This is a genomic window from Stenotrophomonas sp. JC08, from assembly GCF_052180205.1.
Lineage (GTDB): Bacteria > Pseudomonadota > Gammaproteobacteria > Xanthomonadales > Xanthomonadaceae > Stenotrophomonas.
Genome location: NZ_CP197473.1, coordinates 1,524,121 through 1,536,713 on the forward strand (window position 1 = coordinate 1,524,121; position 12,593 = coordinate 1,536,713).

Annotated in this window: 10 protein-coding genes; 6 read left to right on the forward strand and 4 right to left on the reverse strand. The window is 64.9% G+C overall.

The annotated features are described in order from the left end of the window. The first annotated feature begins 73 nt into the window (after nucleotides 1-73). From lysS to ACSBPQ_RS07005, 3 genes are all read left to right on the forward strand, one after another. Nucleotides 74-1,594, forward strand: coding sequence for a lysine--tRNA ligase (lysS, locus tag ACSBPQ_RS06995; protein ID WP_442684300.1), 1,521 nt, complete (start codon nucleotides 74-76; stop codon nucleotides 1,592-1,594). 212 nt (nucleotides 1,595-1,806) lie between these two features. Continuing rightward, nucleotides 1,807-2,868 carry an HD-GYP domain-containing protein gene (locus ACSBPQ_RS07000; protein WP_442684535.1) on the forward strand — a complete coding sequence of 354 codons (1,062 nt, stop codon included), beginning with the start codon at nucleotides 1,807-1,809 and terminating at the stop codon, nucleotides 2,866-2,868. A gap of 1 nt (nucleotide 2,869) precedes the next feature. Then, complete coding sequence (locus tag ACSBPQ_RS07005; RefSeq protein ID WP_442684301.1) at nucleotides 2,870-5,050, forward strand: ATP-binding protein; 2,181 nt, start codon at nucleotides 2,870-2,872, stop codon at nucleotides 5,048-5,050. Nucleotides 5,051-5,095: 45 nt separating this feature from the next. Here ACSBPQ_RS07005 and ACSBPQ_RS07010 read toward each other — a convergent pair whose 3' ends face one another. Continuing rightward, the gene (locus ACSBPQ_RS07010) at nucleotides 5,096-5,977 is read right to left on the reverse strand and encodes a crotonase/enoyl-CoA hydratase family protein (protein WP_442684302.1); all 882 of its coding nucleotides are present in this window, start codon (nucleotides 5,975-5,977) and stop codon (nucleotides 5,096-5,098) included. A gap of 156 nt (nucleotides 5,978-6,133) precedes the next feature. Next, entirely contained in the window at nucleotides 6,134-7,816 is a 1,683-nt protein-coding gene (locus ACSBPQ_RS07015; protein ID WP_442684303.1) for a long-chain fatty acid--CoA ligase, read from the reverse strand. A gap of 83 nt (nucleotides 7,817-7,899) precedes the next feature. Between ACSBPQ_RS07015 and ACSBPQ_RS07020 the strand changes: the two genes are divergently transcribed. Beyond that, nucleotides 7,900-8,370, forward strand: coding sequence for a nuclear transport factor 2 family protein (locus ACSBPQ_RS07020; protein ID WP_442684304.1), 471 nt, complete (start codon nucleotides 7,900-7,902; stop codon nucleotides 8,368-8,370). Between the two features lie 21 nt (nucleotides 8,371-8,391). Here the strand turns inward: ACSBPQ_RS07020 and ACSBPQ_RS07025 are convergent, their stop codons facing one another. Together ACSBPQ_RS07025 and acnA are read right to left on the reverse strand one after the other, a co-directional pair. Then, nucleotides 8,392-8,766, reverse strand: a complete 375-nt coding sequence (locus ACSBPQ_RS07025; protein ID WP_442684305.1) for a hypothetical protein — start codon at nucleotides 8,764-8,766, stop codon at nucleotides 8,392-8,394. Nucleotides 8,767-8,951: 185 nt separating this feature from the next. Next, entirely contained in the window at nucleotides 8,952-11,705 is a 2,754-nt protein-coding gene (gene acnA / locus ACSBPQ_RS07030) for an aconitate hydratase AcnA (protein WP_442684306.1), read from the reverse strand. A gap of 255 nt (nucleotides 11,706-11,960) precedes the next feature. Between acnA and ACSBPQ_RS07035 the strand changes: the two genes are divergently transcribed. Then, entirely contained in the window at nucleotides 11,961-12,194 is a 234-nt protein-coding gene (locus ACSBPQ_RS07035) for an AbrB/MazE/SpoVT family DNA-binding domain-containing protein (protein WP_442684307.1), read from the forward strand. Further along, a complete protein-coding gene (locus tag ACSBPQ_RS07040) occupies nucleotides 12,191-12,589 on the forward strand; it encodes a type II toxin-antitoxin system VapC family toxin (protein ID WP_442684308.1) in 399 nt (132 codons plus the stop codon). Before ACSBPQ_RS07035 ends, ACSBPQ_RS07040 begins: the two co-directional genes overlap by 4 nt. Nucleotides 12,590-12,593 lie beyond the last annotated feature (4 nt).

The window sequence follows — 12,593 nt, forward strand, 5'->3', positions numbered from 1 at the left end:
TCCCCTGTTTATACGGTGCGGTACGCACGCTGCTGCCGCACCGGGTTTCCTCCCCCCATCTGAAATCAATGCCATGACCGAACAGACCCCTGAAACGCCGCAGCCCCCCGTCGACGAGAACAGCCTCATCGCCGAGCGCCGCGCGAAACTCACGGCGCTGCGCGGGCAGGGCATCGCCTATCCGAACGATTTCCGTCGCGAGCACTTCGCCGGCACGCTGCAGGCCGAGTTCGCCGATGCTGATACCTGGACGGCCGAAGCGCTGGAGGCCTCGGGCCGCACGGTGAAGATGGCTGGCCGGCTGATGGCCAAGCGGGTGATGGGCAAGGCCAGCTTCGCCCAGATCCAGGACGAGAGCGGCCGCATCCAGCTGTTCCTGCAGGCCACCGCGCTGGGTGATGACTACGTCGCGTTCAAGGGCTGGGACGTGGGCGACATCATCGCCGTCGAGGGCGGTCTGACCCGTACCCGGACCGGCGAGCTGTCGGTCAAGGCCGCCAGCATCCGCCTGCTGACCAAGTCGCTGCGCCCGCTGCCGGACAAGTGGCATGGGCTTGCCGATGTCGAGCAGCGCTACCGCCAGCGTTATGTCGATCTGATCGTGACCCCGGAATCGCGCGAGGTGTTCATCAAGCGCTCGCGCATCATCCGAGCGATGCGTGCGTGGCTGGACAGCCGCGACTTCCTGGAAGTCGAAACGCCGATGATGCATTACATCCCCGGCGGCGCCACCGCCAAGCCGTTCACCACCCACCACAACGCGCTGGATCTGGACCTGTACCTTCGCGTGGCCCCGGAGCTGTATCTGAAACGGCTGGTGGTCGGTGGGCTGGAGCGCGTCTACGAGATCAATCGCAACTTCCGCAACGAAGGCGTCAGCACCCGCCACAACCCGGAATTCACCATGATGGAGCTGTACGAGGCCTATGCCACGTACAACGAGGTGATGGACCTGACCGAGGGTGTCATCCGCGATGTCGCGCAGAGCGTGCTGGGCACCACGCAGGTGGAATGGGACGGCGCGCAGATCGACCTGGCCCCGGCATTCCGCCGCTGGCGCATGGACGAGGCGGTGCGTCATCACAACCCGGAAATCTCGGTGGCCGACTGCACCGACCGCGAAGCGCTGCTGCGCCATTGCCAGCGCCTGAAGATCCGCGTCAAGCCGGGCTATGGCTGGGGCAAGCTGCTGCTGGAAATCTTCGAGGCCACCGTCGAGCACACCCTGATCCAGCCGACCTTCATCACCGACCATCCGGTGGAAGTCTCGCCGCTGGCCCGTGCCAGCGATACGGAGGCCGGCTATACGGACCGTTTCGAGCTGTTCATCAACGGCAAGGAAATCGCCAACGGCTTCTCCGAGTTGAACGATCCGGAAGACCAGGCGGCGCGTTTCCAGGCGCAGGTCGAGGCCAAGGAAGGGGGCGATGACGAAGCCATGCACTTTGATGCCGACTACATCCGTGCGCTGGAATACGGCATGGCGCCGACCGGCGGACTGGGCATCGGCATCGACCGGCTGGTGATGCTGCTGACCGGCCGCGCCTCGATCCGCGATGTGCTGCTGTTCCCGTACATGCGTCCGGAAAACTGAGTCGCCCGGCAGCTGCCGGGAATTGCGTTGAACCACGGCCGGCAGTATTGCCGGCCGTGTCGTTTTGGTCCGTGGTGGAATAGTCTTGCAGGGGGAGGCGAGGGCGGCTGTTGATGGCCCCCGTCAATGACCAGAGGCAGCAGGGAAGTGGCGACGGCGCAGACGTCGTGTGGCTCCCCGACAACCGCGTATTCACTGGACGAGAGAAGCCGATGGGCCTGGATATCGTTATTGTCGATGACCAGATGTCGATACGGACCATGCTCCGGCAGGTGGTCGAGGACATCTCACCCGGGTTGAGGGTGCATGACTTTGCCGATCCGCTGCGGGCGCTGGACTGGTGTGACACCCATGGGGCCGATCTGGTGCTGCTGGACTACCGCATGCCGGAGCTGGACGGCCTGGAGTTTGCCCGCAGGCTGCGCCGACAGCTGCGCCATCGGGATATTCCGATCGTCCTGATCACCGTGGTGGGGGACGAGCCCCTGCGGCAGGCGGCACTGGAAGCAGGGATCATCGACTTCCTGGTCAAGCCGGTGAAACCCCGTGAATTGAGGGCGCGCTGCAACAACCTTCTGCAGCTGCGGCAACAGACGCGCAACGTGAAACAGCGGGCGCTGTCGCTGGAGCAGCGTCTGCTGGCCAGCATGTGTGAAGTTGAAGAGCGCGAACGCGAAACCCTCTCGCGTCTGGCGCGCGCCATCGAGTATCGCGATGCCGGCACCAGCGCCCATCTGGAGCGCATGTCGCATGTCGCCGGGTTGGTCGCCGAGCAACTGGGTCTGCCCGCCGATGAGGTGCGTGCCATCGAGATGGCTGCGCCGCTGCACGACCTGGGCAAGATCGCCATTCCCGACGCGATCCTGCTAAAGACCGGCAAGCTGGACGAGGATGAAATGGCGGTGATGCGCCGCCACCCGCGTATCGGCCACGAGTTGCTCAGCGGCAGCAGCAACCGTCTGATCCAGCTGGGCGCGATCATCGCTCTGCGCCACCACGAGCGCTTCGACGGCAGCGGCTATCCCGACGGTCTGGTCGGTGAGGCTACGCCGCTGGAAGCGCGGATCGTGGCCGTGGCGGACGTGTTCGATGCGCTGATTTCGCCGCGCCCTTACAAGGAAGCGTGGACAATGGATGCCACCCTGGCCTATCTGTACATGCAACGCGGGCGACTGTTCTGCCCGCGCTGTGTCGAGGCCTTGCTGCAGGCACGTCTGCAACTGGAGGAAGTCTGCGCGCGTTACTCCGCCGCTTTCCCACGACCGGAAGCATGAGATGAACAGCCTGCCCGCTCAACTTGTGCAACGCCTGCGGCAACGTGGTGACAGCGAGCATGCCCAGGCGCTGGTCCGTATCGCCATCATCATGATGATCCTCGGCTACGTGTCGCTGCCGTCGGTGCGCAGCGGACTGGTCGACAGCGAATATCGCATCGTGCTGTCGATTGTCGTGGGTGGACTGGGACTGTCGCTGCTGCTGTTCGGCTGGTTGCTGGTGTGGCCGGCACGTTCGGATCCGCGAAGGGTGGCCGGGATGCTGGCCGATTACGGACTGATGGCCGCCGCCATGATCCATGTGGGCGAGCCGCTGGCCTGGGTCTACATCGTGGTGATGTGGGTCACCGTCGGCAACGGCCTGCGCTATGGCAACAACTATCTGTATGTGGCGGTGTTGATGGCGCTGACCAGCTTCGGTGCGACCGTCGCACTGACCGGGTATTGGCAGCAGAACCTGCGGCTGGGTCTGGGACTGTTGCTCGGGTTGGCAGCGGTGCCGTTGTACTTCTCCAGCCTGTTGCGCCAGTTGACCGGGGCCATGGCCGAAGCACGACGTGCCAGCGACACCAAGAGCCGCTTCCTGGCGAACATGAGCCACGAATTCCGCACTCCGCTCAACGGCCTGTCGGGAATGACGGAACTGCTGGCCACCACGCGGCTGGACAAGGAACAGCGTGAATGCCTGGGCACGATCCAGGCGTCGGCCCACAGTCTGCTGGCGCTGGTGGAGGAGGTGCTGGACATCTCGGCCATCGAAGCCGGAAAGCTGCGCGTGGAGGCACGCGATTTCTCGCTGGCGCAACTGGTCGAGTCCATCGGCCTGATTCTCAGGCCACAGGCGCGCAACAAGCGACTGGACTATCGGGTGTTCATCGAGTCCGGTGTGCCCGACCGCCTGCATGGCGATGACGGGCGCCTGCGGCAGATCCTGCTGAATCTGGCAGGCAATGCGGTCAAGTTCACCGAGCAGGGCAGTGTTGAAATACGGGTGTCGCTCGGTGCGGCCGCTGGCGCGGACGTATCGTGGATCCGTTTCGAGATCGTCGATACCGGCGTTGGCGTGCCGGAGGCTCTGCAGCCACGCCTGTTCGACGCTTTTGAACAGGCCGATGGATCGCTGGCACGCCGGTATGGAGGCAGTGGACTGGGGACGGCGATCGCCAAGGGCTTCACCCAGGCACTGGGGGGCAGCATCGGTTACCGGGAAAACCCGGCCGGTGGCAGCTGTTTCTGGGTAGAGCTGCCGTTTTCCGCTGCACAGCCTCCGGTTACGGAGGTCGCCCGCACGGGGGCGCCCGGCGAAACCAGAGGCACAGGCGCGGAATCCGGCAACATCATCGCCTTTACCGACCCGTTCCGCCGTCATCGCGCGCGGGTGCGCAGTCTGCAGGTGCTGGTGGCCGATGATCATGAAGCCAACCGGATGGTATTGCAGCGGCTGTTGCAGAAGGCCGGCCATCGCGTTACCTGCGTGCAGGGGGCCGAAGAGGCGCTGGATGCGATGGCCGCCGGTGAATACGAGGCCGTCATCGCGGACCTGCACATGCCGGGTTTGAGCGGGCTGGACATGTTGCGCCAGCTGCGGGTGATGCAGGCCGGTGGTGGTCCGCGAACCCCGGTGCTGATCCTCAGTGCCGATGTCACGCCTGCGGCGATCCGCCGCTGTACCGAAGCGGGCGCCTACGCGTTCATGGCCAAGCCGGTGACCGCGGAGAAACTGCTGGAGGCGATGGCCGGCATCGCCACCGGCACGGTTCCGTCGCCGGCACCGGCGGCCGCACAGCATGCAAAAAAAACCGATGACAGCGTGGTGCTTGATACCACGGTGCTTGATGAACTCTCCACGCTCGGCATGGGCGCCGGGTTCGAGCAGGAATTCATCCGGCAATGCGTGGCGGATCTGGAAACCGGCATCGACGGGCTGTCGCACGCTGCGCAGGAGATGCTCTGGGACCGGTTGCGCGAACATGCCCACGCGATCAAGGGAGTTGCCCTCAACCTGGGCTTGCTGAAAGTCGCCCGGCAAGGTGGGGAGCTGATGCAGATGAGCGATTGGCAGCTCAAGGGCGAGTGGCGGGCGCTGCACGCTGGTATCGGCGCAGCGTTGCAGGAAGGGCGGCAGGCGCTGGCAACGCGTGGCAGCGGACGCACACAGCCGCAGGATGACGCACGCGGCTGAGAGCCTGTTGATCGGCTTGCATCAACAGGCTCCCGGTGCCGTCCGTCATCGCTCCATGGCGGCTTGTGCCCGCTCGCTGCGACGGGCCTGGGCCTTGACCAGTCGATCCATGGTGCGCAGGGATTTTTCGTCGAGGGCGAGCGCCGAATCGACCCACACGCGGGTGATCTCCAGCAGTTCATCGCAGGTGATCCGGTGCGAGATGTCCCGTACGCGGTTCATTGCCAGGCAGGACTGCGGGATACGCTGTTGCTGGCGGATCAGCTCGCTTACCGCCTGCGGACCTTGACCACGCGGTACCAGGATGTCGACCACGCCCAGCGCGTGCATTTCCTCGGCGGTATGCACGCGGCCTTCCAGGATGATGCGCTCTGCCAGCTGCGGCGATACCCGCCGGCTCAGGAAGTTGTATGCGCCCATGCCGGGAAACAGTCCGAACATCGCTTCCGGAAGTCCCATGCCGGCTCCTTCTTCGGCAACGATGGTATGGCAGGCCAGCGCCATTTCCAGCCCTCCGCCCAGCGCATCTCCCTGTACCAGCGCGATGCTGCGCACATCGCCACCGAAGCCGGTATGCAGGTGGTGAACCCCTTCCACGCAACGCTGCGCATAGGCCAGCAGCCGCTCGCGGTCACCTGTGCGGATCAGCTGTCCGAACAGCTCCAGATCACCGCCGAGGTTGTAGGCACTCGCGGCCGATGCCAGCACGAAGTGTCTTAGCGGGCCGTTTCTGCGCTGTTCCGGCGAGCGGGTGATGGCGCTCATGAAATTCCATATCTCCTCCAGCATCTCGGTACGACAGCAGGGCCGAACGCCCGCTGCGGCATCGGCGTGCATGTACAGCCAGTGCGTATCGTGGGTGGCCGATGATTCGACGCGGATGGTGGAGTAGGGGCTGCTGACGTGCATCAGGTCGACGACGTTCATGGCTTCATCCTTCAGGCAGGGCCCGCTGGAGGGCATGGGCGCGGCGGGCTGGACACGCTCCACTGGCCGATCCTACACATGGCACCGGTGCCGTGAATGCGCGAAGGCCCCGTCATTGCTGACGGGGCCTTCGCGGGTTTGCCGGGTCGTGTGGCGTCAGCGCTGGACGGGTGCGTCACGCAGTTCGCGGCGCAGGATCTTGCCGACGTTGGTCTTGGGCAGTTCGTCGCGGAACTCGACGATGCGCGGGTGCTTGTAGCCGGTCAGATTGGCGCGGGCGAAGTCCTTGACCTGCTCCTCGGTGAGGTTGGGGTCCTTCTTGACGATGACCACCTTCACCGCCTCGCCGGACTTCTCGCTGGGTACACCGACCGCAGCCACTTCCAGCACGCCGGGCATCATCGCGATGACGTCCTCGACCTCGTTGGGGTACACGTTGAAACCGGACACCAGAATCATGTCCTTCTTGCGGTCGACGATATAGAAGAAGCCCTTCTCGTCCATGCGCGCCATGTCGCCGGTATGCAGCCAGCCATCGGCATCCATCGCCTGGGCGGTTTCGTCGGGACGGTGCCAGTAGCCCTTCATCACCTGCGGGCCGCGGATGCACAGTTCACCGACCTCGCCCATGGGCAGCGTCTGGCCGTCATCGTTCTTGATGCAGGCGTCGGTGGAGGGAATCGGCAGGCCGATGGAGCCGTTGTATTCCTTCAGGTCCAGCGGGTTGATGCAGGCGGCCGGCGAGGTTTCGGTCAGGCCATAGGCTTCGATCAGCGGCACGCCGGTGGTCTTCTTCCAGCGTTCGGCCACCGACCGCTGCACAGCCATGCCGCCGCCGAGGGTGACCTTGAGGCCGGAGAAATCCACCTCGTCGAAACCGGGGGTGTTGAGCAATCCGTTGAACAGCGTGTTGACGCCGGTGATGGCGGTGAAACGGTTGTTCCTGAGCTCCTTGACGAAGCCCTTCATGTCACGCGGATTGGTGATCAGATAGTTCAGCGCGCCGATCTTCATGAAGACCAGTCCGTTCGCGGTCAACGCGAAGATATGGTAGAGCGGCAGTGCGGTGATGATCACTTCCTTGCCCGGCTCCACACCCGAGCCGCTGATCCATGCCGAGGCCTGCTGCATGTTCGCCACCAGGTTGCGGTGGGTGAGCATGGCGCCCTTGGCCACGCCGGTGGTGCCGCCGGTGTACTGCAGGAAAGCGATGTCGTCATGGTCGACCTCGACCACCGGCATCGCATGGCGCTTGCCCAGTGCCAGCGCCTCCTTGAAACGGATCGCTCCTTTGAGGTGGTAGTCGGGCACCATCTTCTTCACGTACTTGAGTACGAAGTTGATGAGCGGTCCCTTGGGGAAGCCCAGCATGTCGCCCAGCCCGGTGGTGATGACCTGCCGGACCGGGGTCTCGGCGATCACCTGTTCCACGGTGGAACCGAAGTTGTCCACCACCACCAGCGCCGCGACGTCGGCATCCACCAGCTGGTGCTTGAGCTCACGGGCCGTATACAGCGGGTTGACGTTCACCACCGTCAACCCGGCACGCAGGATGCCGAAGGTGGCGATCGGGTACTGCAGGCAGTTGGGCATCATCACCGCGACGCGGTCACCCTTCTTGAGCTGCAGCTCTCCCAGCAGGTAGGAGGCGAACTGGGTGACCAGCGCGTCGGTCTCGCCGTAGGTCAGCGTTTTGCCGAAGTTGGAATAGGCGGGGCGATCGCGGAACTTGGCGACAGAAGCGTCGAATACCGCCGTGACGGAGCGGAACTCGTCAACGTCGATCTCGGCCGGTACGCCTGCCGGATAACTCTGCAGCCAGGGACGTTCCTGATTCATTTTCCCCTCCAGGAAATGGATATGGTCTAGTGGACTTGCCCGGCCTCCTACTTCAGGCCGCTGTCTGCAGCATACCGTTCAGAATGGAAAAGGCGAAGGGAGATATGGGTCGATTTGTAGTCAATTGCATTGTTTCGGGGCTGATCGTGCTCGGGTTGGCGGCTTGCGTCAGGGAGCCCCCCGAGCAGCGGCTGCGGCAGACGGTGGTGGCGATGCAGGAGGCGGTCGAGTCCGGTGATGCCGGCGACTTCATGGCATCGGTATCGCCGGATTTCGTGGGAAACAACGGGCTCGACCGCGACGGGCTGGAGCGGATGCTCAAGGCGCAGTTGCTGCTCAACAGCAAGGTCGGCCTGCAGACCGGGCCGCTGACAGTGCAGATGGGGGAGGCGCTGGATACGGCCACGGTCCGCTTCACGGTACTGATGGTCGGCGGCAGCGGCCGCTTCCTGCCCGAGCGCGGCCAGATGCAGGAGGTCGTCAGCGGCTGGCGCGACGAGAAGGGGCAATGGCGCGTCTACAGCGCCCAGTGGGAGCCTGTCGGGGCGCGCTGAGGGTCCCGGACCGCCTCTGCTTTACTGCGGCTTGGACCGGTCTAGTGCGAAGGCGATGACGTAGTCGCCAATTTCCCTGGAATACGCCGCGCCACCGGCGGAAACGACGATGTACTGCCGGCCGGTCCTTGGGGAAACATACGTCATCGGAGTGGCACTGGAGCCGACCGGCAACCGGTGCTTCCACAATTCCCTGCCGGTAGCGGCGTCGTAGGCACGCAGGTAGTAATCCTGGGTGCCGGCAAATAACACCAGGCCGCCTGCGGTGACGATATTGCCGCCATAGGTGGGCATGCCGATCGGCACCGGCAGATGCAACCTGATCCCGAGCGGGCCGAGTTGCTCGGCGGTACCGGCGGGAACCTGGCAGGCGATCTTGCGGGTGGCCAGATCCACCGCGGTCAGCGTGCCGTAGGGCGGCTGCGCGCAGGGTACGCCCTCGCGGTGGATCGGTGTGCTGGCTCTACCAGGCCGCAACAACGGCGCCGCAGTGTTTCCACTACGGCGCCGTTGCCGAACCTCATGTGCGGGACACATCCGTGTCCGCGGTAGAGCGGGACTTCCACCCCTTCATAACCTGGTCAAGCGCTCCCCTTCGCTGCCAGCTGGCGCAATACGTACTGCAGCAGGCCGCCATTGCGGAAGTATTCGACCTCCTTGGGCGTGAGCAGCAGCACTGTGGCAGTGAAGATCTTGCGGGTGCCATCGGCCCGGGTGGCGGTGACCGTTGCGGTCCTGGCCTTGCCATCTTCCAAACCGGTGATATCGAAGGTCTCGGTGCCGTCCAGCCCCAGCGACGTGGCGCTTTCGCCCTCGCGGAACTGCAGCGGCAATACGCCCATGCCGACCAGGTTGGAGCGGTGGATGCGTTCGAAGCTTTCGGCGATCACCACCTTTACCCCCAGCAGGTTGGTGCCCTTGGCCGCCCAGTCGCGCGAGGAGCCGGTGCCGTACTCCTTGCCGGCGATCACCACCAGCGGCACGCCGTCGGCCTTGTATTTCATCGCCGCGTCGTAGATGGGCATTTTTTCCGGCGGGGTGCTGCCGAAATACAGCGTGTTCCCGCCTTCCTCGCCATTGAAGAAGCGGTTCTTGATGCGGATGTTGGCGAAGGTGCCACGCACCATCACATCGTCGTTGCCGCGGCGGCTGCCGTAGCTGTTGAAGTCGGCCGGCTGCACGCCGCGCGACTGCAGGAAGCGGCCGGCCGGCGAATCGGCCTTGATGTTGCCGGCCGGGGAGATGTGGTCGGTGGTGATCGAGTCGCCGAACAGGCCCAGCACCCTTGCGCCGTGGATATCGGCAATCGTGCCGACCTGCATGGTCATGCCGTCGAAGTAGGGCGGGTTCTTGATGTAGGTGGAAGAGCCGTCCCACTCGTAGATCTCACCCTCCGGCGAGGCCATCGCGTTCCAGCGGCTGTCACCCTTGAACACGTCGGCGTAGTTCTGGGCGAACAGCTCCGGGCCGACGGTGGCGGCGATGGTGTCGCCGATCTCCTTGTTGCTGGGCCAGATGTCGCGCAGGTAGACGTCGTTGCCGTGGCGATCCTTGCCCAGCGGCTCGCGAGTGAGGTCGATGTCGACGGTGCCGGCAATGGCGTAGGCGACCACCAGCGGCGGCGAGGCCAGGTAGTTCATCTTCACCTCGGCGTGGATGCGGCCCTCGAAGTTGCGGTTGCCTGACAGAACCGAGGCCACGGCCAGGTCGTTGGCGGCGATGCCCTTGGATACCGCATCGGGCAGCGGCCCGGAGTTGCCGATACAGGTGGTGCAGCCATAACCGACCACATAGAAGCCGAGCGCCTCCAGATCGTCCATCACGCCGGCCTTCTTCAGATAGTCGGTGACCACCAGCGAACCCGGGCCGAGCGAGGTCTTCACCCACGGTGCGGCCTTCAGGCCCTTGGCTACCGCATTGCGCGCGAGCAGACCGGCACCCAGCATCACCGCCGGGTTGGAGGTGTTGGTGCAGGAGGTGATGGCGGCGATCACCACCGAGCCGTCACACAGATGGTGTTCGCCGTCGTCGAGGGTGATCTTCGATACCGGCTTGGCTGCCAGATGGGTGGCCTGCGGCTGGTCGCCGCCTTCGGCGGCCAGTTCCTGTACCGCGCAACCGGTCTTGCGGTGGGCGACGAAGCCGGTGACGTTGCTGTTGAAGTTCTGCTTCATGTCCTCCAGCAGCACGCGGTCCTGCGGGCGCTTTGGGCCGGCCAGCGACGGCTTGACCGTGGCCATGTCCAGCTCGACCACCGAGGAGTAGCTGGCTTCAGGCTGACCCGGCTCGTGCCACAGGCCCTGGGCCTTGGCGTAGGCCTCCACCAGTGCGATCTGTGCCTCGCTGCGGCCGGACAGGCGCAGGTAGCGGATGGCCTCGGCATCGACCGGGAAGATGCCGCAGGTGGCGCCGTATTCGGGCGACATGTTGCCGATGGTGGCGCGGTCGGCCAGCGGCAGGTGCTGCAGGCCGTCACCGAAGAATTCGACGAACTTCCCGACCACGCCGTGCTGGCGCAGCATCTGGGTGACGGTCAGCACCAGGTCGGTGGCGGTTGCGCCTTCGGGTAGCCGGCCGCTGAGTTTGAAGCCGACCACCTGCGGGATCAGCATCGAGGAGGGCTGGCCCAGCATCGCCGCTTCGGCCTCGATACCACCCACGCCCCAGCCGAGCACGCCGATGCCGTTGATCATGGTGGTGTGGCTGTCGGTGCCGAACACGGTGTCCGGGAAGGCCCAGGTCTGGCCGTCGATCTCGCGCTCCATCACCACGCGCGCCAGGTGCTCCAGGTTCACCTGATGGACGATGCCGGTGTTGGGCGGCACCACCTTGAAGTTGCCGAACGCGTTCTGGCCCCAGCGCAGGAAGCTGTAGCGCTCGCGGTTGCGCTCGAACTCGATCTTGCCGTTGAGATCCAGCGCATCGGGACGGCCGAACACGTCCACCTGCACCGAGTGGTCGATCACCAGTTCCGAGGGAATCTGCGGATTGATCTGCCCGGCGCGGCCGCCCAGCCTGACCACCGCATCGCGCATTGCCGCCAGGTCGACCACGCAGGGCACGCCGGTGAAATCCTGCAGCACCACGCGCGCCGGCATGAAGGCGATCTCGGTGGCCGGCTCGGCCGCGGGATTCCACCTCGCCACCGCCTCGATGTGTTCCGGGCCGACGGTATGGCCGCCATCCTCATGCCGGAGCAGGTTCTCCAGCAGGATTTTCATGGAATAGGGCAGGCGGGAAATGTCGAACTTCTGGCCGAGCCTGGGCAGGCTGCAGTAGGTGTACTGCCGGCCACCAACGTCCAGTTGGCTGCGGGTGGAGAAGGAATCGTTCATACGGCTTTGCTCCTTTTCTTACAGATGGCTGGCGGCGACCGTGGGGTGTCGCGCGTGCTTTTCGGGCCGGTCCTGGTGGGCCCGTTCCCAGTATGGACGCGGGATACGGCGGCGGCCATGGCAGCGTTCAGTCTAGGCAGCGGCTTGTTGCGCTTTTGTAACGGGGCGGCTGGCGGGGCTTCAGCGATTGCCGGCGCGGGTTTGGGTATGTCGAGCGGGGTATGTATAATTCATGCATACTTCGTTGGAGGTCCCATGGAAGCCACCGTCGCCGAACGCGGACAGATCACCCTGCCAAAGGCCGTGCGTGATGCATTGGGCCTGACCAAGGGCACGCTGCTGAAGGTCGAACTGGACGGCAGCCGCATCATCCTGCGCAAGAGCGTGGACGACGCCATCTCCCGCGCGCGCGGCAAGTTCGCGCTGGACGGTTTCGAATCGGCCGAGCAGGCCGTGCATACCGTCCGTGACGAGACCGGCGAGGCATGATCGCCGTCGACTCCCCGGTCCTGATCGAGCTGCTCAGCGACGGCCCGCGCGCCGATGCGGTGGAAGCCTGCCTGCGGCAGGCGCTGGTCGGTGGCCGGGTGGTCGTATGCGGCACCACGCTGGCCGAGATCTGTGCCTCGCTGCGCGGCGGCGCCGAGGTGCAGGAGGCGCTGGAGGAAATGGGCGTCCATTTCAACGCGCTGGAAGCCAAATCCGCGTTGCGCGCCGGCGAGATGCACCGCCGCCACCGCCAGCGCAGCGGTGACACCCGCCGCATCGACGATTTCATGGTCGGCGCCCATGCGCTGCTGCAATGCGACGGCCTGATCACCTGGAACGACACGTTTTATCGCGATTACTTCAAGGGCTTGAAGCTGATCGTGCCGCAAGCCTGAGCCC